General features: G+C 71.2%; 19 protein-coding genes and 1 pseudogene. 11 read left to right on the plus strand and 9 right to left on the minus strand.

Features of this window, described 5'->3' with window-relative positions:
• Positions 1-33 precede the first annotated feature (33 nt).
• The gene (locus ACSHXC_RS14610; protein ID WP_438292015.1) at positions 34-1,467 is read right to left on the minus strand and encodes a cellulase family glycosylhydrolase; all 1,434 of its coding nucleotides are present in this window, start codon (positions 1,465-1,467) and stop codon (positions 34-36) included.
• Positions 1,468-1,575: 108 nt separating this feature from the next.
• On the opposite strand from ACSHXC_RS14610, the gene ACSHXC_RS14615 reads away from it, so the two are divergent.
• The 3 genes from ACSHXC_RS14615 (at position 1,576) to ACSHXC_RS14625 (ending at position 4,133) form a co-directional block, all read left to right on the plus strand.
• Entirely contained in the window at positions 1,576-2,145 is a 570-nt protein-coding gene (locus ACSHXC_RS14615) for a hypothetical protein (protein ID WP_438292016.1), read from the plus strand.
• Between the two features lie 297 nt (positions 2,146-2,442).
• A complete protein-coding gene (locus ACSHXC_RS14620) occupies positions 2,443-3,654 on the plus strand; it encodes a pyridoxal phosphate-dependent aminotransferase (protein WP_438292017.1) in 1,212 nt (403 codons plus the stop codon).
• A 92-nt stretch (positions 3,655-3,746) separates the two neighbouring features.
• Positions 3,747-4,133, plus strand: coding sequence for a hypothetical protein (locus ACSHXC_RS14625; protein WP_438292019.1), 387 nt, complete (start codon positions 3,747-3,749; stop codon positions 4,131-4,133).
• Between the two features lie 288 nt (positions 4,134-4,421).
• Here ACSHXC_RS14625 and ACSHXC_RS14630 read toward each other — a convergent pair whose 3' ends face one another.
• Complete coding sequence (locus ACSHXC_RS14630) at positions 4,422-6,245, minus strand: phosphoenolpyruvate carboxykinase (GTP) (protein ID WP_438292020.1); 1,824 nt, start codon at positions 6,243-6,245, stop codon at positions 4,422-4,424.
• 289 nt (positions 6,246-6,534) lie between these two features.
• Here ACSHXC_RS14630 and trhA point away from each other — a divergent pair, with 289 nt between their 5' ends.
• Complete coding sequence (trhA, locus tag ACSHXC_RS14635; RefSeq protein ID WP_438292021.1) at positions 6,535-7,224, plus strand: PAQR family membrane homeostasis protein TrhA; 690 nt, start codon at positions 6,535-6,537, stop codon at positions 7,222-7,224.
• A 141-nt stretch (positions 7,225-7,365) separates the two neighbouring features.
• Here trhA and ACSHXC_RS14640 read toward each other — a convergent pair whose 3' ends face one another.
• Complete coding sequence (locus tag ACSHXC_RS14640) at positions 7,366-7,512, minus strand: hypothetical protein (RefSeq protein ID WP_438297107.1); 147 nt, start codon at positions 7,510-7,512, stop codon at positions 7,366-7,368.
• Here ACSHXC_RS14640 and ACSHXC_RS14645 point away from each other — a divergent pair.
• Both ACSHXC_RS14645 and ACSHXC_RS14650 read left to right on the plus strand, forming a co-directional pair.
• A pseudogene (locus tag ACSHXC_RS14645) lies at positions 7,478-8,258 on the plus strand (hypothetical protein). The gene ACSHXC_RS14640 and the pseudogene ACSHXC_RS14645 overlap by 35 nt on opposite strands.
• A 5-nt stretch (positions 8,259-8,263) precedes the next feature.
• Positions 8,264-8,950, plus strand: a complete 687-nt coding sequence (locus ACSHXC_RS14650) for a TetR/AcrR family transcriptional regulator (protein ID WP_438292022.1) — start codon at positions 8,264-8,266, stop codon at positions 8,948-8,950.
• A 266-nt stretch (positions 8,951-9,216) separates the two neighbouring features.
• Here ACSHXC_RS14650 and ACSHXC_RS14655 read toward each other — a convergent pair whose 3' ends face one another.
• Positions 9,217-11,241, minus strand: coding sequence for a thioredoxin domain-containing protein (locus ACSHXC_RS14655; RefSeq protein WP_438292023.1), 2,025 nt, complete (start codon positions 11,239-11,241; stop codon positions 9,217-9,219).
• 113 nt (positions 11,242-11,354) lie between these two features.
• Here ACSHXC_RS14655 and ACSHXC_RS14660 point away from each other — a divergent pair, with 113 nt between their 5' ends.
• A complete protein-coding gene (locus ACSHXC_RS14660) occupies positions 11,355-14,600 on the plus strand; it encodes a tetratricopeptide repeat protein (protein ID WP_438292024.1) in 3,246 nt (1,081 codons plus the stop codon).
• 80 nt (positions 14,601-14,680) lie between these two features.
• Here the strand turns inward: ACSHXC_RS14660 and ACSHXC_RS14665 are convergent, their stop codons facing one another.
• Together ACSHXC_RS14665 and mca are read right to left on the minus strand one after the other, a co-directional pair.
• Positions 14,681-14,926, minus strand: a complete 246-nt coding sequence (locus tag ACSHXC_RS14665) for a hypothetical protein (protein WP_438292025.1) — start codon at positions 14,924-14,926, stop codon at positions 14,681-14,683.
• Positions 14,919-15,800 (minus strand): mycothiol conjugate amidase Mca, encoded by an 882-nt coding sequence (gene mca, locus ACSHXC_RS14670; RefSeq protein WP_438292026.1) that lies wholly within the window; start codon positions 15,798-15,800, stop codon positions 14,919-14,921. Before mca ends, ACSHXC_RS14665 begins: the two co-directional genes overlap by 8 nt.
• A 127-nt stretch (positions 15,801-15,927) precedes the next feature.
• On the opposite strand from mca, the gene ACSHXC_RS14675 reads away from it, so the two are divergent.
• A complete protein-coding gene (locus ACSHXC_RS14675) occupies positions 15,928-16,329 on the plus strand; it encodes a DUF4307 domain-containing protein (RefSeq protein WP_438292027.1) in 402 nt (133 codons plus the stop codon).
• Positions 16,330-16,541: 212 nt separating this feature from the next.
• Complete coding sequence (greA, locus tag ACSHXC_RS14680; RefSeq protein ID WP_386007444.1) at positions 16,542-17,039, plus strand: transcription elongation factor GreA; 498 nt, start codon at positions 16,542-16,544, stop codon at positions 17,037-17,039.
• Positions 17,040-17,110: 71 nt separating this feature from the next.
• Here the strand turns inward: greA and ACSHXC_RS14685 are convergent, their stop codons facing one another.
• The 3 genes from ACSHXC_RS14685 to ilvA form a co-directional block, all read right to left on the minus strand.
• The gene (locus ACSHXC_RS14685) at positions 17,111-17,935 is read right to left on the minus strand and encodes an ABC transporter permease (protein WP_438296583.1); all 825 of its coding nucleotides are present in this window, start codon (positions 17,933-17,935) and stop codon (positions 17,111-17,113) included.
• Between the two features lie 17 nt (positions 17,936-17,952).
• Entirely contained in the window at positions 17,953-18,966 is a 1,014-nt protein-coding gene (locus ACSHXC_RS14690) for an ATP-binding cassette domain-containing protein (RefSeq protein ID WP_438292028.1), read from the minus strand.
• A gap of 171 nt (positions 18,967-19,137) precedes the next feature.
• A complete protein-coding gene (gene ilvA, locus ACSHXC_RS14695; protein WP_438292030.1) occupies positions 19,138-20,367 on the minus strand; it encodes a threonine ammonia-lyase in 1,230 nt (409 codons plus the stop codon).
• Positions 20,368-20,523: 156 nt separating this feature from the next.
• Here ilvA and ACSHXC_RS14700 point away from each other — a divergent pair, with 156 nt between their 5' ends.
• Complete coding sequence (locus ACSHXC_RS14700) at positions 20,524-21,027, plus strand: MarR family winged helix-turn-helix transcriptional regulator (protein ID WP_189968650.1); 504 nt, start codon at positions 20,524-20,526, stop codon at positions 21,025-21,027.
• A gap of 33 nt (positions 21,028-21,060) precedes the next feature.
• Positions 21,061-21,573: a sigma factor-like helix-turn-helix DNA-binding protein gene (locus ACSHXC_RS14705; protein WP_438292031.1), complete on the plus strand. Its 513-nt coding sequence runs from the start codon at positions 21,061-21,063 to the stop codon at positions 21,571-21,573.
• Positions 21,574-21,589: the final 16 nt, after the last annotated feature.

Raw genomic sequence — 21,589 nt, forward strand, 5'->3', positions numbered from 1 at the left:
TGCCGGACGTGGCTCAATCCGCCCCGCGTTCCCTCATGCCCTCGGGGTGATCCGCACCGAGACCACTTCTCCACTCCCCGAAGTGACGTGCAGGGTACGGGAGTTGACGTCCCATGCCCCCGCCGTCCCGCTACCCGTGACCACACCGCCCCCGGGGAAGAACCGGGCGGGCAGATACACCTCCGTGTCGCCGCGCACCCCCTCCGCCGGCCGCCAGCTCACGGACAGCGTGCGGCTCGCCTCGTCCCAGGCGTACGCGACCGGGTCGCCCGCGATCGTCCTCGGTTCCGGGCGGTCCAGGGCCGGGAGCAGCGCGGTGGGCTTCAAGCTCTGGTCCCAAGGGGCCCAGGATCCGGGGTCGTTGGACCAGTACGCCGTGCCCGCACCCATGTCGTCGGCCATGGCCCGCACCTTGGCCACGTAGCGCAGGGCGCCGGGCAGGGTGGTGTCGAGGCCGTACTCGCCGATCAGGACGGGGGCGCCCAGCCTCCGCGCGGTCTTCTCGGTCTGCTCGCGCCAGGAGGCGAGCGTACGGTCCACCCACTTCTCGGCGTCCCCGGTGTAGCCGCCGCCGAGGTCCATGGGGAGGGGGTAGAGGTGCGGCGCGTACGCGATGCGGGCGTCCTGCCCGTCGCCGCGCGGGTCCTTCAGATACGGGAGCCCGCTCGGCAGGCCCCAGTTGGTGCTGACGGCCTCGGGTTCGACGAAGATCCAGGAGTCGTGGTCGACCTTGCGGATGGCGGCGATGGTCTGACGGTAGAGCGCGGCGAGCGGGCCGGCTTCGAAGGCGGGGCCCTGGACGCTGCCGCCGAACGGCTCGTTCATCAGGTCGTAGCCGAGGACGGCCGGGTAGTCGGCGAACCGTGCGGCGACATGGGCCCAGGCGGCGGCGTAGTGCGCCCGAAGATCCCGGCTCGCACCGCGCGTCCCCCAGAAGTTGTCGAAGGCCCGCACTGTGCCCGGCTCGATGTACTTGAGCTCCCACTGGCCCTGCTCGGCGACCGGAAGCCCCTCGTTCTCGGTGGCCCACTCCGGCGCGCCGTTGCCCTTCACCTTCGGCCCGTACACGTCCTGGTGCAGGTCGAGCATCACGCGGTAGCCGCGCGCCCCGTACCACCGCACCCGCTCGGCGACCTGTGCGAGGTAGCCGTCGTCGTACTCCCCGGGCCTCGGCTCGACGTTCCGCCACTGGATGAGGAACCGTACGAAGTCGGAGCCGAGCGCGTCGGATTCGCGCTGCACGTCGGCCTCCCTGATCCAGGGGAGTCCGTCCGGCCGGGACTTGGCGCTGCTCGCGGTGTTGAGGCCGGTCAGGACGAGGGCGCGGCCCTGGTCGTCGGTGATCCAGCGGTGCCCGGCGGCGGTGTGCGCGGGCCCCGCCTCGGCGGGACCGACCACCACGAGAAGGGCGGCGGCCACCGCCAGTGCCGCGCCCGCCGCCGTCCACCTGATCGCCCGTAGCCGCATGGCCGGACTCTAAAGGCTCGGCCTCGCACTCAACACCCCTGTTCACAGCGATAGTTGAGTCTTGTTCAGCATCTTCTCATCGTCCGCTCCGTGCCCTAGGGTCCGCCCATGCGTCAGCTCATGCGCCCGCCCATGCGTCTGCCCGGAACCGAGCCGGCGGTGGCCGCAGTCGCCGGGGTCTGCCTGCTGCTCGCCCTGCTCCTGGGCCTGACCCCGGTCCTGACCGCGCTCACCGCGCACGAGGGAATGACCCTGGTCCCGAGCGCCCTCGGCGCCCCGCTCGCCCTGCCCTCGCTGCGCGCGGTCCCCCTGGGGAGCACGGGCTGGCCCCACCTCCTCTGCGAAGACTTCGCGGCGGCGATCCTGGTGACGGTGGCGGCCCTGCGCATGCACCGCCATCTGCGCCGCCGCCCCGAGGCTGCCCGCCTCCGCCGCCTCCTGGCAGGCTGGACCGCCCTGATCGCCGCCGGGGGCGCGTCGGGGGCGTGGCGAGGCCTGGTGACGGCCCGCATGGTGGACGCGGGGCCGGTGGGATGGCTGCTGTACGCGGCGACGGGGGCGGCGTTCGGGGCGCTGTGGGGACTGACGGCCGGGTGGCTGACGGGGGTGGCAGCGCTTTGCACCCCGCCCGCGCAGGCATCCCCAGCCTGTCCGGCGCTTGAGGACGAGCGCCCTTGAGGCGCGAACCGGGGGCGCAGGGGGCGGAGCCCCCGCCGGGGTCTGGGGCGCCGCCCCAGGAAACCAGCCTTCCCCCCACCCGTGCCCCCGGAGGGTCTCGGGAAGGGGCGGGGTGGGGAAGATCTCACCCCGCACGGCCCGCACCCGCATTCCAAGCCCCGCCACCCCGAACAACCCCGCTTCCCCCGGCCCGAAGCCGACCCGCACATTGCGATGAAAGCCCGCCCCGGCGGGATCGCGCCCGGGCGGCCCCAAATCACGAGGCACCGCACGAAACACGCCCGTAAGGTGGCCGTCATGCAGGTGATCCAGTCGACGAAGCTCGCCAATGTCTGTTACGAGATCCGGGGCCCGGTGCTCGAAGAGGCCATGCGCCTCGAAGCGGCAGGCCACCGCATCCTCAAGCTGAACACCGGCAACCCGGCGGCGTTCGGCTTCGAGTGCCCGCCCGAGATCCTGGAGGACATCCTCCGCAATCTCGCGGGCGCGCACGGCTACGGCGACGCGAAGGGCCTGCTGTCCGCGCGCCGCGCGGTGATGCAGCACTACCAGACCAAGGGCATCGAGCTGGACGTCGAGGACGTCTATCTCGGCAACGGCGTATCCGAGCTCATCCAGATGTCGATGCAGGCGCTGCTCGACGACGGCGACGAGGTGCTCGTCCCCTCGCCGGACTACCCGCTGTGGACCGCCTCGGTCTCGCTCGCGGGCGGCACCGCCGTGCACTACCGCTGCGACGAGCAGGCCGACTGGATGCCGGACCTCGCCGACATCGAGCGCAAGGTCACCGACCGGACCAAGGCCATCGTCATCATCAACCCGAACAATCCGACGGGCGCGGTGTACGACGAGGAGATGCTGCGCGGGCTCACCGAGATCGCCCGCCGCCACAACCTGGTCGTCTGCTCGGACGAGATCTATGACCGCATCCTGTTCGACGGGGCCACCCACACCCCGACCGCGGTGATCGCCCCGGACCTGATGGTCCTCACGTTCAACGGGCTCTCGAAGAACTACCGGGTGGCCGGCTACCGCTCCGGCTGGCTGGCGGTGTGCGGGCCGAAGGCCCACGCGTCCTCGTACATCGAGGGCCTGACCATCCTCGCGAACATGCGTCTGTGCGCGAACATGCCGTCCCAGCACGCGGTGGCCACCGCGCTCGGCGGCCGGCAGTCGATCGAGCAGCTGGTGCTGCCGGGCGGGCGGCTCCTGGAGCAGCGGGACACGGCGTACGAGCTGCTCACGCAGATCCCCGGCGTCACCTGTGTGAAGCCGAAGGGCGCGCTCTACCTCTTCCCGCGTCTCGACCCGAACGTCTACAAGATCAAGGACGACCGGCAGATGGTGCTCGACCTGCTGCGGGCCGAGCAGATCATGGTCGTGCACGGGACCGGGTTCAACTGGCACGAGCCCGACCACTTCCGGATCGTGACGCTGCCGTCCGCGAAGGACCTGGCGGACGCGGTGACGCGGATCGGCAAGTTCCTGGAGGGCTACAGCCAGGTGTAGCCCCCGGACCCCGACCTTCGACTGGTCCCGACTCAACTTTAGACAGAATCTAAGCTAGGATGGCTTCCTGAGACATTCAGGAGGCCATTCCCATGTACGAACCGATCCGCACCAAGTCGGTCCACAGCACGATGGCCACCGACGATGCCCCCATCCCGCACCGCTCCCGCGAGGACGAGCTGGACATCCAGCTCGCCGGACACCTCTCCGCCCTGCTCGCCGTCACCGACGAACTCGGGCTCACCGAGGCCGGGGACGCCATCGCGCGGCAGGTCGCCCGGCTGCGCGGCGGCCTGCCGCCGGTCCGCCACGCGGGGCTCAGCCGGGCCGACGCGGACACCCTGCACACACGCGCCCACGCGCTCGCGGGCCGCGCCCTTCTCGTCGCCGCCTCGCGCGCCGACACCGCCGCCGCGATCCTGGCGGCCGAGCGCATGGACGCCCACGCGGCGGCCCGCGCCCTCACCGCCGCCTCCTGAGCGGCCTCCGTTCGGCCCCGGTCCGCGAGCCGCGGAGGTCTGCGGACCGGGTGCCACACATCCCCAACTGCCGTTCCGTACGCACTAATTGACGTGACGTACGCATCAGTGGAGACATACGCGAAAAGGCCGACCCCCGGAGCCGTGAGGGAACTCCGGGGGTCGGCCTTCATACGCGGCGGGTCACGAGTGACCCCACAGGTCAGGGCGGATGTCGAACCGACCCGCCGCGAACACCTCCGGCCGGGCCAGGACAGGCGGCCGTGACCGGAGGGGGTTTCGGGGTGGTCAGCCGAGGCGGGACACCAGGGCGCGGTACTCGTCCCACAGTTCCTTGGGCGTGTGGTCGCCGAAGGTGTTGAGGTGCTCGGGCACCAGCGCCGCCTCCTCGCGCCAGACCTCCTTGTCGACCTTGAGCAGGAAGTCGAGGTCGGCGTCGGGCAGGTCCAGGCCGTCGGTGTCCAGGGACTCCTTCGTCGGCAGGATGCCGATGGGGGTCTCGACGCCCTCGGCCTTGCCTTCGAGGCGCTCCACGATCCACTTCAGGACGCGGCTGTTCTCACCGAAGCCGGGCCACACGAACTTGCCCGCGTCGTTCTTGCGGAACCAGTTCACGTAGTAGATCTTCGGCAGCTTGGCGGCATCGGCGGTGGCGCCGACCTTGACCCAGTGGGCCATGTAGTCGCCCATGTTGTAGCCGCAGAACGGCAGCATCGCGAACGGGTCGCGGCGCAGCTCGCCGACCTTGCCCTCGGCGGCGGCGGTCTTCTCGGAGGCGACGTTCGCGCCGAGGAAGACGCCGTGGTTCCAGTCGAAGGACTCGGTGACCAGCGGCACCGCGGAGGCGCGGCGGCCACCGAACAGGATCGCCGAGATCGGCACGCCCTTGGGGTCCTCCCACTCGGGCGCGATGATCGGGCACTGGCCGGCCGGCACGGTGAAGCGGGCGTTGGGGTGCGCGGCCGGGGTGTCGGACGCGGGCGTCCAGTCGTTGCCCTTCCAGTCCGTGAGGTGCGCGGGCGCCGTCTCGGTCATGCCCTCCCACCACACGTCGCCGTCGTCGGTGAGCGCGACGTTGGTGAAGACGGAGTTGCCCCACATCGTCTTCATGGCGTTGGCGTTGGTGTGCTCGCCGGTGCCGGGCGCGACGCCGAAGAAGCCCGCCTCGGGGTTGATCGCGTACAGGCGGCCGTCCTCGCCGAAGCGCATCCAGGCGATGTCGTCGCCGATCGTCTCGACCTTCCAGCCGGGGATCGTCGGCTCCAGCATGGCGAGGTTGGTCTTGCCGCAGGCGCTCGGGAAGGCCGCGGTGACGTACTTGGGCTCGCCGCTCGGCGGGGTCAGCTTGAGGACGAGCATGTGCTCGGCGAGCCAGCCCTCGTCACGCGCCATGACGGAGGCGATGCGCAGCGCGTAGCACTTCTTGCCGAGCAGGGCGTTGCCGCCGTAGCCCGAACCGTACGACCAGATCTCGCGCGACTCGGGGAAGTGCGAGATGTACTTGGTGGAGTTGCACGGCCACGGCACGTCCGCCTCGCCCTCGGCCAGCGGGGCGCCGAGGGTGTGGACGGCCTTGACGAAGAAGCCGTCGGTGCCGAGCTCGTCCAGGACGCGCTGCCCCATGCGGGTCATGGTGCGCATCGACACGGCGACGTAGGCGGAGTCGGTGATCTCGACGCCGATCGCGGAGAGCGGAGAGCCGACCGGACCCATGCAGAAGGGGACGACGTACATGGTGCGCCCGCGCATCGACCCGCGGAAGATGCCCTTCTCGCCGGCGAAGATGTCCTTCATCTCGGCGGGGGCCTTCCAGTGATTGGTCGGCCCGGCGTCCTTCTCGTCCTCGGAGCAGATGAAGGTACGGTCCTCGACCCGGGCGACGTCGCGGGGGTCGGAGGCGGCGTAGTACGAGTTGGGGCGCTTGGTCTCGTCGAGCTTCTTGAACGTGCCCTTGGCGACGAGCTCCCCGCACAGGCGCTCGTACTCTGCCTCGGATCCGTCGCACCAGACCACGCTGTCCGGCTGGGTCAGTTCCGCGATCTCGTTGACCCACGAGATCAGTTCCTGGTGCTTGGTGGGGACAGAGAGGGGAGCCGCGATATCGCGCGCCACGATCGCTCCTTGATGAGGGTCTTTGGAGGGGTTGACGTACTACTTCATTGCCGCCCCGTGGGGGCTGCGACCCGGATGCTTGACCCCGTGGATCCCTTTGGCGCTCATCCGGTGCCGACCGCACTCATCTGATCTTCCGCGTCGTTCGCCCATATGTCCAGGGGGCCTCTCACGTGAGCATCACCACTTACCGCCTTCTTAACTGCCATTTGCCGTTCACTTACCCGACGACTGAGGGACGCTCGGTTACGGGCCGTACCTATCCGTAACCTACGGAGCCGTAGGTAGCATGCGGACCATGACTGATCAGGTGATGGCCCCCGCGATCGACCCGGTGACACAACAGGTGAAGCCGAAGATGCGCGGCTGGCTGCACGCCGGGATGTTCCCGGCCGTACTGATCTCGGGCCTGGTGCTGACCGCGCTCGCGGACTCCGCCAAGGCCCGGATCGCCTGCGGGATCTACGTCCTGACCGCCTGCCTGCTTTTCGGGGTCAGCGGCCTCTACCACCGGGGCAACTGGGGCCCGCGGGGGGAGGCGATCCTGCGCCGCCTCGACCACGCCAACATCTTCCTCATCATCGCGGGCACTTACACCCCGCTCACCCTGCTCCTGCTGCCGGACTCCACCGGCCGCGTCCTGCTGTGGGCGGTGTGGGCGGCCGCGGCGGCCGGTATCGCCTTCCGGGTGTTCTGGATCGGCGCCCCACGCTGGCTCTACACCCCCTGCTACCTGGCGATGGGCTGGGCGGCCGTCTTCTTCCTGCCCGACTTCATGCGGGCCGGCGGCATCGCGGTGCTCGTCCTGGTCGTCGTCGGCGGGCTCCTCTACAGCGCGGGCGGCGTGATCTACGGCATCAAGCGCCCGAACCCGTCACCCCGCTTCTTCGGCTTCCACGAGGTGTTCCACTCGCTGACCCTGGCCGCGTTCGTCGTGCACTACGTGGGCATCTCGCTCGTCGCCTACCAGCACGGATAACCCGACTCCGGCCCCGAAGGCCCCCGGCGCGAAGGCGCCGGGGGCCTTCACCGTTCCCGAGCCATTGGCACTGAGATTCTTTTGAGAGTTACTGTCACAAGACAGAAACTCTCACCCTGCGCATGACCGGGCGTACGGAACTCACCCACGGGGGCCGACCATGACGACCACACCGCCCACACCCCTCACCGGCGCCGCGGCGCTCACGGTCGCGCCGGCCCCGGACGCCCGCCGCTGGTGGGCGCTCGGGGCGATGGTCGCGAGCATGCTGGTGCTCGGCTTCGACATGACGATCCTGCCTGAACGTCTCGCTGCCGACCATGGCCGCCCAGCTCGGCGCCACCACCGGCCAGCAGCAGTGGATGGCCGACGCGTACGTCATCGTGTTCGCGGCGCTGATGCTCCCGGCCGGGCTCGGCGCACTGATCTACGCCATCATCGAGGCCCCGAACCGGGGTTGGGGCAGCCCGCTGGTGCTCGCCATGCTGGGCGGCGGGGAGGTCCTGATCGCGGCTCCGGTCGTACGGGAGCGGCGGGCCGCGCGCCCGATGCCGGACCTCAAGCTGCTCGGCCACCGGCCGTTCCTGCTGAACACGCTCGCCGCGACGCTGGTGATGTTCATCCTGTCCGGCCTCATGTTCGTGCTGCCGCCCCACCTCCAGGCGGTGCTCGGCAACGACGCGTTCGGCACCGGGCTCCTCATGACGGTACGTCAGGTGGGCAGCGCCATCGGCATCGCCCTGCTCGGCTCGCTGCTCGCGGGTGTGTACGCGGACGGGCTGCCGGCGGGGTCGCCACATGCGGCGGCGGACTCGGTGGTGGCCGCGCACATAGTGTCCGCGAAGACGGGCGACCTCCCTCTCCTGGCGGCCGCCGACTCCTCGTACGTGCACGGCATGGGAGTCGTCCTGCCGGTCTGCTTCGCCGCCGCCGTGGTGACCGCACTGCTCGCCGCGGCCCTGCTCCCGAAGACCGAACCCGCAGGTCCGGCGCCCGGCGACGTCGCCCCGGCCACGCCCGATGCAGGACAATGAGGACCATGGCCGCCACCTCCCGCACCTCAGCCGCCGCCGCTTCCCTCGACCCGGCCGACCCGGTCGACCCGGTCCACGCGGTCGCGGAGAGCCTCCAGCCGCAGCTGAGCCTGCGCGAACGCAAGAAGATCAAGACCCGCACCGCGATCCGCCGGGCCACGTACCGGCTGATCGCGGAGCAGGGGTACGAGGCGACCACGGTCGAGCAGATCGCGGAGGCGGCGGAGGTCTCTCCCTCGACGGTGTTCCGCTACTTCCCCACCAAGGAAGACATCGTCCTGACCGACGAGTTCGACCCGATCATGCTGCGGGAGATGCGGTCCCGTCCGGCGTCGGAGCCCCCGCTGGAATCCTTGCGGCACGTCATCACCGAGGCAGCCCGGCTCTCGCTCGTTCACGACCGCGAGGAGACCCTGCAGCGCACCCGCCTCATCGCGGAGGTCCCGGCGCTGCGGGCCCGCATGATGGAATCGGTGGCCGATACGAGCCGGTTGCTGTGCGACGTGCTGGCGGAGCGGACGGGGCGGGAACGGGTGGACCTGGAGGTCCGGGTCTTCGCCATGGCGGTGCTCGGTGCGCTCCACGAGACGACGGTGTACTGGGCGGAGCACAACCACGAGGACGACCTCCTGGATCTGATCGCCCGGACGATGAACACGCTGAGCGAGGGCTTGACCCTGAGCACGCGGTAGCGGAGACCCCCGGCCGGGTGCACTGGGGCTCCGCCCCAGACCCCGTCGGCCCCTCCCCGCCCCTTCCCTAAACCCGCCGGGGGTGAGTGTCGTCGGGTGCGGGCCGTGGATGGCTGCTCGCGCAGTTCCCCGCGCCCCTGGCGCCCTTCAGGCGCGAACGGGGTCTGGGGCGGAGCCCCAGGAGTCCAGCTCAGCACACCCACAACCCCCGGAGGCCACGCGGCGGAGCCGCAGAGTGTCACAGCGGGAAGGGGCGGGGTAGGGGACTAGCTCAGGGCCTCCGCCAGCGCGTCCGCCGACGTAACCGGCGCCTCGCAGGTGAACCGCCGGCACACATACGCCGCCGGAGCCCCGTCCACCAGCGGCCGGTCCGCGAGGAGCGGGAACTCCGAACCCCCCGGCACCCCCACCGCCACCACCGCCCCCGGCGCGGAGGCCAGCAGCGCCGTGCGGTGCAGCGCCCCCGTCCGCGGGTCGGTGGGCGCACCCACCACCGCGACCTCCCGCGGCCCGTCCAGCGCGGCGGAGGCCGCCGCGAGCCCCCACCCGATGAACCGCGGCGCCCGCGGACCGAGCGCCCGGACCACCCCCAACGCCCCCTCCGCCGCCTCCCGGTGCGCCGAGGACCCCGTGTGCGCCGCATACGACAGCAGGGCCGAAGCCGCGGCCGTCCACCCCGAGGGCGTCGCGTTGTCCGTCGGGTCCTGGGGGCGCCGGATCAGCTTCTCCGCGTCGTGCGCGGTGTCGTAGAGCACGCCCTCCTCGCCGACGAACTGGTCCAGGACGATGTCGAGCAGGAACCCCGCGAACTCCAGCCAGACCCCCTCCCCCGTCACCCCGGCCAGCGCGAGGAAGCCCTCGGCGACATCCGCGTAGTCCTCCAACACCCCACTGTTCGCGCCCACTTGACCGTCCTTGGAGGTACGGGCGAGCCGGGCGTGGCCGTCCATGTGGACCCGTACGAGAACGTCCGCGGCCTCCGTCGCGCGCTCCACGAGGTCCGGGCGGTCGAAGAGCGCGCCCACCTCGGCGAGCGCCGCGATCGCCAGGCCGTTCCACGCGGCCACCAGCTTGTCGTCCCGCCCCGGGCGCTCCCTCAGCTCACGCGCAGCCAGCAGCCGCTCGTACACCGAAGCATCCAACTCGCCACCTTCCGAAGGCAGTTGGAGGACAGAGGCGCCCTCCTCGAACGTGCCCTCCTCCGTCACCCCGAAGTGCCGGGCCGCCGCCTCACCGTCCTGCTCGCCCAGGACCTCCGCGAGCTGCGCGGGCGTCCACACATAGAACGCACCCTCCACATGGTGTCCGGCACCATCGTCGCTGTCGGCGTCCAGAGCGGAGGCGTACCCGCCCTCGTTGGTGCGCAGCTCGCGCACCATGAAGTCGGCGGTCTCCAGGGCGACCCGGCGTGCCAGGTCGGAGCCGGTGACCCGCCACAGGTGGGCGTACACCCGGCACAGCAGGGCGTTGTCGTACAGCATCTTCTCGAAGTGCGGCACCAGGGCGGCCCCCGGGCGCGGGCGCAGTACGTAGCGGTGGAAGCCGCCGCCGAGCTGGTCGTACAGGCTGGAGCGGGCCATCGCCTCGCACATGCCCTCGGCCATCTCCAGGGCGCCCTCGGACCCGGTCCGGACGTGGTGGCGCAGCAGGAACTCGATCACCATGCCCGGCGGGAACTTGGTGTCGCCACTGCCGAGCCAGCCGCTCGCCGGGTCGTACTCGCGGACGATCCCGAGCAGCGCCTGGTTGAGCTCCTCCTCGCCGGGCAGCCCGCCCGTACCGTGGTCCAGTTCGCGGGCCGCCAGATCGCGGGTGATCTTCCCGGCGACCTCGGCGACCTCGTCGCGCCGGTTGACCCACGCACCCTGGACGCCTTCGAGGACCTGCCGGAAGGACGGCATGCCGTGCCGGGGCTCGGGCGGGAAGTACGTACCGAAGTAGAACGGCTCGCCGTCCGGGGTCATGAACACGGACATGGGCCAGCCGCCCTGCCCGGTCGCCGCCTGCACCGCCTCCATGTAGACGGCGTCGACGTCGGGCCGTTCCTCGCGGTCCACCTTCACGTTCACGAAGTGCTCGTTCATGAAGGCCGCCGTGACCTCGTCCTCGAACGATTCGTGCGCGAGGACATGACACCAGTGACAGCTGCTGTACCCGACGCTGAGCAGCACCGGAACCCCGCGTTCGCGGGCCTCCTCGAAGGCCTCGGGCGACCAGGGCCACCAGTCGACCGGGTTGTCGGCGTGCTGCAGGAGGTACGGGGACGTCTCATGGGAGAGGCGGTTCGGCATGACCCCATACTCCCCCACACGGGAGATGATCCGCCGACTCCCTCGCGCCGACGCGCGTCACGCTGGACACTTGGAGAGGTAGGCGGGCGACGGACTCTCGGAGGGGGACGCACATGCGGGACAGCCATCGGGCCGAGGCCGAGCGGCTGTTGGTACGCGCCGTGGAGGAAGAGGTACGGCGCTCCGGCGGGCGGTCCGACGGGAGCGCCCTGCTCTCCCGGGGCCGGGGCGCGCTCGACGCGCTGGCCCAGAGCGCCGCGGAGGAGTATGCGGCCTACACCCACGCCCTGGACGAGGCGGCGGCCGGGCAGCTGTCGTTCGGGAAACGATTCAAGCGTGACGGCGGCCCAACTGGCTTGCTGGCCACGGGAGTTGGAGCCGTCGCAGCCGTCGTTGTCGACATCGCGCTCGGGGTCGGCGCGGGCGGCGCGGTGGGTACCGGGGCGGCCGTGGCGGTGGCCGGGGCCGCGGGGACGGTCGCCAAGGTGACGGCCTCGCACGTGCCGGCCGCACACCGGCGGGCCGGGGCGCTCGGCCAGCCGGGCGGCCTGGAGCAGTTGCGGCTCCAGTGGCTGACGGCCCTTGAGGTGCGGGGCATCCGGCCGTTCCTGGACCAGCAGCGCGCGGTGAGCCCCAAGCCGCCGCAGAAGAAGGTGCCGACCCAGCTGCGCGGCACGGACAAGAGCGCGGCGGCCCGCCGCAGGTCGGTCCTTGAGCAGTCGTTCGGCCATCTGCCCGATCCGCAGGGCCCGTTCGCGGGGCGGCGCTCCGAGCTGGCCCGGATCGGCCAGTGGGTGCAGGCGGCCCGCGCCTCGACGGAGACCCGCCCGGTCGTCGTCGTTCTGCACGGCGCGCCCGGCTCCGGCCGCAGCACCCTCGCGGTGCGGGCCGCGCACGGGCTGCGCGACCAGTTCCGCGGCGCGTGCCTGGTCGACATGCGCGGCGGCGGCCTGTCGGGCGAGAGCCCGCTGCCGACCCGGGACGCGCTCCTCCACCTGCTCAACCGGCTCGGCGCGCCCCGCGAACAGCTCTTGTTCCGAAATGGGGTCTCCCCTGATCGAGCGGAGTCGAGCTCTCGGGGAAGATCGTCCCCCGAACAGCAGGTGCGCCGCCTCGCCGAGCTCTACCACCAGCATCTGACGGGCCTCGCGGTCACCGTCGTACTGGACGACACCGACGACGCCGAGCAGGTGTGCACCCTGGTGCCGCAGCGCTCCGAGGGCCTGGTGCTCGTCACCTCGTCCAGGCCGCTCGACCTGCCCGCCGACTTCCCGGCGTGGGTGCACCAGCTGGCCGTCGAGCCGCTGGACGCGGCGGGCGCCGAGGAGCTCCTTCGCGAGTCCGCCGAGGAGAAGGAACCCGGCCCCTACGACGCCGAATCGGCCGAGCTGGTACGGCAGTTGTGCGGCGGGCTCCCGCTGGCGCTGCGCATCGCCGGATCCTCGCTCGGGCCGCGTTCGGTGCGGGCACTCGCCGCGGATCTCGCGGCGTACGGCCCGGTGGCGCCCGCCGAGCGGGCCCTGTGGCTGCGCTACACCGACCAGTCCGAGCCGGCCCGCCGCCTCCTGCGCCGCCTGGCGCTCGCGGGCCGGGCCTCGCTCGGGGCGGCGGCCGCTGCGTCGCTGCTCGCCGCCGACGAGCAGGAGGCCCAGCGCCAGCTCACGGCGCTTGCCGCGGCCGGGCTCATCGACCACGTACGCGGCAGCCGCTACCGGCTGCACGACGTCGTACGGTCCTTCGCCGAGGCCCGCCTCGCCGACGAGGAGGAACAGGCCGAGCGGGTGGCCGCGCAGGAACGCCTCATCCGCAACTACGCGGAGCTCGCCGACGCCGTGGGCCGCATGGTCGACGGCAAGATGTCGACCCGGGCCGGCCAGTTCGGCGGACACGGCTTCCCCTCCCTGGACGCGGCGCTGCGCTGGCTGGACGACGAGTCGAGCTTCATCACGGCCGCCCTGCGCCAGGCCGAGGGCGTCGACCAGGAGGCCGTGCTCAGCCTGCTCGGCGCGCTGTGCGACTACTGCCTGCTGCGCGGCGACCTCTACCGCCTGGGCGAGATCAGCGAGCTGACCCAGGCCGTAGACCAGGGCCTGCTCGTCCGCTCCGTGCAGTGGCGCACCGGCATCGCGGCCCGCCAGCTCGGCGAGCTCGACACCGCGCGTACGACGCTGTCGTCCGTGGTCAACCTCTACCGCGAGGCCCAGCACGAGGCGGGCCAGGCGCTCGCCCTGTGCTCACTCGGCATCACCCTGCACCACCAGGGCAACCTGGCCGAGGCGGCGGCCCGCCTTCGCGAGGCCATCGACCTCCAGGCCGGCGAGGATCTCTCCGGCGACCGCGCCTGGTCGCTGCACGCGCTCGCGGCCGTCGAGCGCGACCGCTCCAACCTGTCCGGCGCGCTGACCCTGCTCGCCACCGCGCTGGCCCTGCACCGCGAGAACGAGTCGCTGCACGGCGAGGCCTGGACGCACTTCCAGCTCGGCCAGCTGTATCTGCGGATGGGTGAAGTCCCGCGCGCGGAAGAGGAGTTGCGTACCGCGCTCGACCTGTACGGGCGCACCCGCGACGGCCGCGGCGAGGCCTGGGCGATGACCCAGCTGGCCCGCGCCCGGCTCGTCGACGGCGACGCGTCCGCCGCGGTCGACCAGCTCCGCCAGGCCCTGTCACGCCATCGCGAGCAGGAGGACGCGCGCGGCGAGGCGTGGACGCTGTACTACCTGGGCCAGGCCCTGGAGGAGCGCGGCGACCGCGACCAGGCGGTGCGAGAGCTGGAGCGGGCCCGCACGATGTTCTCGCGGATGCGGGACGTGTACGGGCTCGCCTGCGCCCGCCATCACTCGGGCCGGGTCACCCGCGACCAGCGCGCCGCCCAGACCGGCAACCTGCGCAACTCCGGCTTCGCCCGCCAGCTCCTGGTCGACGCGCGCGCCGACTTCCACCGCATCGGGGTGGCGCACGGCGAGGCCTGGACGTGTCTGGAGCTCGCGCTGATCGACGCGGGCAACAACCGCCCCGGCCCGGCGCTCGCGCTGTGCGACGAGGCGACCGCACTGTTCGCCTCGTACGACGACCGGCGGGGCGGCGACTGGTCCCGCTTCCTGCGCTGCACGCTGCTGCCGTACGCGGGCGCGGGCGGCGTGGACGTCGGCACGGCGGTCGCCCAGGAGGAGGTGGCCCAGCTCCTGCGCGCCACGCACGACTCCCGCGACAGCAAGCTGGAGGACTGCGCGGAGGCCTTCGCGCTCATGCTGGAGCGCGGCATCTCCCTGGAGGCGGGCTGGCAGGCCTGGCACCTGGGCATGGTCCCGGACCGGCACGCCCGGGAGGTCATGGGGGTGCCGGTGACGGCCGGGCGCTGACGCCGTCGGCCACGGCTGAACGGCGCCCACGGCCGCGTCCCTGGACGGGCGCGGCGCGGGCGCTCAGCGGACCCGGAAGGTCAGGCGTTCTTCGGTGCGCCCTTGCCCGGGGCGGCCGCCGGGGTCGCCACGGACGGGTCCGGGGCCTCCTCGAAGTCCACCTTGCCCATGTGGCGGTTCATCGACTTCATCAGCATCCACACGCCAAGCGCGAGAGCGGCGAAGACGATGAAGCCGAGGACACCCGGCGTCACCTTGTCGTTGTTGATCTCCGCGGCCAGCGGGACCATGTGCGTCACTGCGAGGCTTGCGCTCATATCAGGCATTGTCGCGTACGCCCGCGAAGAGGTCGTCCTCGGGGAGGGAAGTGTCCACGAGCGACTTCGCGAGCTCGTACTCCTCGGTCGGCCAGACCTCCTTCTGGAGGTCGAGCGGCACGCGGAACCAGCCGCCGTCCGGGTCGATCTGGGTGGCGTGCGCGATCAGCGCCTTGTCCCGGATCTCGAAGAACTCCGCGCACGGAACGTGCGTGGTCAGCGTGCGTTCGGCGCGCTCGAACTCCTTCCAGCGCTCCAGCCACTCGCCGTACGGGGACTCCATGCCGCGGGCGAGCAGCGCCTCGTGCAGGGCGACCGTGCGCGGCTTGTTGAAGCCCTGGTTGTAGTAGAGCTTCTGCGGCTGGAAGGCCGGGCCGAACTCGGCCTCCGGGTACTTCTCGGTGTCGGCCGCGCCCTCGAAGGCCACCATCGTGATCTTGTGGGTCATGATGTGGTCGGGGTGCGGGTAGCCGCCGTTCTCGTCGTACGTCGTGATGACCTGCGGACGGAAGGTGCGGATGGACCGCACGAGGCGGCCGGCCGCGAGGTCGACGTCCTCCAGGGCGAAGCAGCCCTCGGGCAGCGGCGGCAGCGGGTCGCCCTCGGGCAGCCCCGAGTCGACGAAGCCGAGCCACTCCTGGCTCACGCCGAGGATCTCGCGCGCCTCGTCCATCTCCCTCTTGCGGACCTCGTGGATGTGCTCCTCGATGTACTTGTCGCCCTGGAGCTTGGGGTTGAGGATGGAGCCGCGCTCGCCTCCTGTGCAGGTCACGACCAGCACGTCCACCCCCTCGGACACATACTTCGCCATGGTGGCCGCGCCCTTGCTCGACTCGTCGTCGGGGTGGGCGTGGACGGCCATCAGTCGCAGCTGCTCAGTCAAGACTCGATCCTCGGTGACTCAGTAAGTGAATTCGGCGCCCTCTGTGATCGGCGCAATGGGCGGCTTCTATAGTGACCGAATCGGGGGGCGGAAAATTCCGGCGACCCCCACCAGCAGGAGGACGATCATGGCCGCTGTTCGCGAGCAGCTTCCCCAGGGGCGCTACGGGCGCTCGGCGGACGAGCGCGCGGACCGCAAGCTGAAGATCATCGGCGCCGCGCTCGGGGTCGTAGTGCTCGGCGTGATCGGCTGGATCGGTTACGACTACGTGGGCGGGCAGTCGCTCTCCGCGCAGGTGATCAAGTTCAAGGTCGTCTCGGACACCTCGGTCGAGGTGCACCTGGAGGTCCGCAAGGACAAGGACGCCAAGGGCACCTGCACCCTGCGCGCCCAGCAGACCAGCGGCGACGACGTGGGCCGGGCGGACTTCCGGTTCGACGAACCGGTCGGGCAGGTCGACAAGGTGGTCACGATCACCACGACCTCGCGGGCGACGGCCGCCGACCTGGTCGGCTGCCAGTCCGACTGAGCCCGACCGGCCCGGCCTGGCCCCGTACTGCTCAGGTTATTGATCAAGGTTGACGACGCACCGGCCCTGACCTGCGTTGATGAAGTTCTAGCGGTTTATGTCCTCCCCCTACGGCGCCTGAATTGTTAGGCTCGTGGTTTCGCCCACCCATCAAGGCACATGCTTGTGGGTAGGGCGATGCTTTGTATTCCCAGTACCGACGAGGAGCACCTGTGACCCAGACCAGCGACAACGTCACCTGGCTGACCCAGGAGGCGTACAACCAGCTCAAGGCCGAGCTGGAGTACCTGTCTGGTCCCGCGCGCACGGAGATCGCCGTAAAGATCGCGGCGGCCCGTGAGGAGGGTGACCTCCGGGAGAACGGCGGGTACCACGCGGCCAAGGAGGAGCAGGGCAAGATGGAGCTCCGGGTGCGCCAGCTGACCCAGCTCCTGGAGCACGCCAAGGTCGGCGAGGCCCCCGCCGCGGACGGCGTGGTGGCTCCCGGCATGCTCGTCACGATCGCCTTCGACGGCGACGAGGACGACACCCTGCAGTTCCTGATGGCGTCCCGCGAATACGCGTCGGACGACTTCGAGACGTACTCGCCGCAGTCGCCGCTCGGCTCGGGCGTGAACGGCAAGAAGGTCGGTGAGGACGCCGAGTACGAGCTGCCCAACGGCAAGAAGGCCTCGGTGAAGATCCTCGACGCCAAGCCGTTCAGCGGCTGACGCCCGTACGCCCTGCCTGAACTCAGCACGAAGCCCCCGGCCGCCTTTGAGCGGCCGGGGGCTTCGTCGTGCTACGCCGTGGCCGAGCGGTACTTGCGGACCGCCAGCGTGCGGAAGACCGCGATGATCAGGATCGACCAGAGCAGCGAGGCCCAGACCGGGTGCTGCATCGGCCAGGCGCCGGAGTCGACCACGCCCGGGTTGCCGAACAGCTTGCGGCAGGCCTGGACGGTCGCGCTGAAGGGGTTCCACTCGGCGATGTGGCGCAGCCAGGCCGTCATGCCCGAGGTGTTCACGAACGCGTTGGACACGAAGGTGACCGGGAACAGCCAGATCAGCCCGCCCGAGGTGGCCGCCTCGGGGGTACGTACGGAGAGGCCGATCAGGGCGCCGATCCAGGAGAAGGCGTACCCGAGCAGGAGCAGCAGGGCGAAGGCGCCGAGCATCTTCGGCAGGCCGTTGTGGATGCGCCAGCCCACCAGGAGGGCCACGATCGCGAGGACGACGACGGTCAGGGTGGTCTGCACGAGGTCGGCGAGCGTGCGACCGGTCAGGACCGCGCCGCGCGCCATGGGCAGCGAGCGGAAGCGGTCGATGAGGCCCTTGTGCATGTCGTCGGCGATGCCCGCGCCCGCTCCGGCGGTCGCGAAGGTGACGGTCTGCGCGAAGATGCCGGCCATCAGGAACTCGCGGTAGGCGCCGGGGTCGGTGGTACCGCCGATGTTGACCGAGCCGCCGAAGACGTAGCTGAACAGCACCACGAACATGATCGGCTGGATGAGGCCGAAGATGACCATCTCCGGGATCCGGGACATCCGAATCAAGTTCCGCTTGGCCACGACCAGCGAGTCCCGTACGGACCCGCCGATGCCGCCGCGCGCCCGGGGTGCGGGCATGGTGTCGGTGATGGCACTCACTTCGCGGCCTCCTTGCGGCCCTTGGACCTGCCGTGGGCGTCGGGGCTCTCTTCGTCGTCTTCCTTCACCGTCTCGGCCGCGTGGCCGGTCAGGGAGATGAAGACGTCGTCGAGGGTGGGGCGGCGCAGGCCGATGTCGTCGATCTCCACGCCCCTGGCGTCGAGTTCGCGGATGACCTCGGCGAGCAGCTTCGCGCCGCCGGTGACCGGGACGGTGAGCTGGCGGGTGTGTTCCTCGACCTTGACCTCGCCCTTGCCGAAGCCCGCGAGCACGTCGCGGGCCGGGGCTATCTGGTCGCTCTGCTGGACGACGACCTCGACGCGCTCGCCGCCGGTGCGGGCCTTCAGCTGGTCGGAGCTGCCGCGGGCGATGACCTTGCCGTGGTCGACGACGCAGATGTCGTGGGCGAGGCGGTCGGCCTCTTCGAGGTACTGGGTGGTGAGCAGCAGGGTGGTGCCGCCGGCGACCAACTCCTGGATGACCTCCCAGAGTTGCTGCCGGTTGCGGGGGTCGAGGCCGGTGGTCGGCTCGTCCATGAACATGACGGGCGGCGAGACCACCAGGGCGGCCGCGAGGTCGAGGCGGCGGCGCATGCCGCCGGAGTACGTCTTGGCGGGGCGGTCGGCGGCGTCGGCGAGGTTGAAGCGGTCGAGCAGTTCGCCCGCGCGCACCTTCGCGGCCTTGCCGTTCATCTGGTAGAGCCAGCCGACCATCTGGAGGTTCTCGCGGCCGGTGAGGTATTCGTCGACGGCCGCGAACTGGCCGGACAGGCCGATGGACCGGCGGACTTCGTTGGGATGCTTGAGGACGTCGATGCCCGCGACGACCGCCTTGCCGCGGTCGGGCTGGAGCAGGGTGGTCAGGACGCGCACGGTGGTGGTCTTGCCGGCGCCGTTGGGGCCGAGCAGGCCGAGGACCGTCCCTTCCGGGACATCGAGGTCCACGCCGTCCAGAGCCGTGACATCGCCGAAAGTCTTCACCAGGCCTTCGGCATAGATGGCGCCTGGCATGTGGGTACCCCCAGTGTTGACTGTGACTTTCTGGATAAATCCTAGATTTTCCGGGCATGGGTCGCCCGGTAAGCCTTGGTCGAGCCACACACACCATAACGCGATACATCGCGTACTGTCAGCCGTCCTGCGCAACCTTCCCGTCCCCCTCTCCGTCGCGCGGATCCCGGCTCAGCCCATGACGGTGTAGCCCGCCTCCCGCAGCGCCGACGCCACCTCCTTGCAGTGCTCCGGGCCCTTCGTCTCCAGGTGCAGCTCGACCTCCACCTCCGTGAGTCCGAGCCGGGGGTCGGTCCGTACGTGGCTCACGTCCAACACATTGGCATCCAGCACTGACAATTCCCCGAGAAGCGAGGCCAGCGCCCCGGGCCGGTCGGTGAGGCGAAGGCGCAGCGACAGATAGCGGCCCGCCGCCGACATGCCGTGCCGCAGGATCCGCTGCATCAGGAGCGGGTCCACATTGCCGCCGGACAGCACCGCGACGACCGGCCCGTGGAATGCCCCCGGATCGCTGAGCAGTGCGGCCACCGGGCTCGCCCCGGCCGGCTCGACGACCAGCTTCGCCCGCTCCAGGCAGAGCAGCAGCGCGCTGGAGAGCTCGTCCTCGGAAACCGTACGCACCTCGTCCACCAGCTCGCTGACCAGCGCGAACGGTATGTCTCCCGGTCGTCCCACCTTGATCCCGTCGGCCATCGTCGGCGCCGCGTCGATGGCGACCGGGTGCCCGACGGCCAGCGAGGGCGGGTAGGCCGCGGCGGCCGCCGCCTGCACGCCGACGATCTTCACGTCGGGCCGCAGCGCCTTCACCGCGACCGCGATGCCCGCCGCGAGCCCCCCGCCGCCGATGCCGACGACGATCGTGCGCACCTCGGGGCACTGCTCCAGGATCTCCAGGCCCACGGTGCCCTGCCCGGCGATGATGTCCTGGTGGTCGAAGGGGTGGATGAACACCGCGCCGGTCTCGGCCGCGTACGCCTCGGCGGCGGCCAGCGTCTCGTCGACGACCGTGCCGTGCAGGATCACCTCGGCGCCGTAGTGCCGGGTCGCGGCGACCTTAGGCAGCGGGGCGCCCATCGGCATGAACACCGTGGAGTGCACGCCGAGCAGCGACGAGGCAAGGGCCACGCCCTGTGCGTGGTTGCCCGCGCTCGCGGCGACCACCCCGGCGGCCCGCTCCTCGGGACGCAGCCCGGCGATCCGCACGTACGCGCCGCGCAGCTTGAAGGAACCGGTGCGCTGGAGGTTCTCGCACTTGAGGTGGACCGGCGCTCCGACCAGCGACGACAGGTAGCGGGAACCCTCCATCGCGGTGGTGCGGGCCACTCCCGAGAGCATCTTCTGCGCGCCGCGGATGTCATCGAGGATGAGGTGGTGCAAGGGGCCAGACGTACTGAAGCTCATGACCGCAAGTCTTGCAGCTCACAGCGCTTTCCGGCCGCCCGGATTCCGATCCGCAGGGGAGTTGTCCACAGGTTTGCGCACCGCCGGTACGTATACCGGTCAGGCCGCGTACTCTGTCCCCCACCACACCGACACCCGCACGAGAGAGCCCCGGCCATGCCCCCAGTTCAGGACATGACTCCCCCGCTTGACCCCGGCCTCCTCGATGCCCTCCAGCACCAGGTGGCCGTGTTCGCCCGCCGCGCCGAGCAGACCAGGCTCGGCGGCGTCGGGCAGGTCCGCAACTCGATGGACCGGGCCGCGTACCTGCTGCTCAACCGGCTTGACCTGGAAGGCCCGATGGGCGTCAAGGCGCTCGCCGCGGGCATGGGGATCGACTCGTCGACCGTGACCCGCCAGGTCGCGCCGCTCGTCGACACCGGCCTGGTCAAGCGCACGTCGCACCCGGAGGACGGCCGGGCGGTCGTGCTCCAGCTGTCCCCGCGCGGCCAGTCCCGCCTCGAAGAGGTGCGCTCCTCGCGGCGCGAGCTGATGGCGCAGGTCACCGACGGGTGGACGGAGCACGAGCGGGAGTCGTTCTGCACGCTGCTCACGCGCTTCAACTCCGCGCTCTCGGCCCGCCAGTCGGCCGCTCAGGAGCCGTCCGCGCCGACCTCTTGACCGGGGGCTCGCGCCTGCCCTCATATGAGGCTCATGCGCGAGCGGCACTTCAGCCAACACCGCCGCCGCACCCGGGAGTTCGAGTCGTACGTGGCGGGCGCGGGCGGCCGGTTGCTGCATGCCGCCACCCTGCTCACCGCCGAGCCTCCCGACGACAACCCGCGCGCCCGGCGCCTGCTGACCGCCGCGCTGGCCGAAACGTACGCCCGCTGGGACCGGCTGCGCGGTGAGGACCCGTACGACCGCACCCGTCAGGAGCTCGCCGCCCGGTTCGCTCGCGGCGCCTGGCGCTACCACCGGCCGGCGATACCCGGTCTGGCCCGGCCGCACGCCGACGAGGGGCTGCTCGCGCGGCTGACCCCGCAGGAGCGGCTCATCCTCGTGCTGCGCCTGTACGAAGGGGTCGCCGAGGAGCAGACGGCGGCGCTGGTCGGGCTGCCGGCGGACCGGGTCCGGGCGATCTGCACCCGGGCGATCGCCACGATGCGCAGCACCCCGCCGACGCCGCCCGCGCCCGCCGCCCCGGCCCCCGGGGTGGCCACATGAGGGGCTGCGAGGAGGC

Origin of the sequence: Streptomyces sp. HUAS TT7 (assembly GCF_051550175.1) — a bacterium.
Lineage (GTDB): Bacteria > Actinomycetota > Actinomycetes > Streptomycetales > Streptomycetaceae > Streptomyces.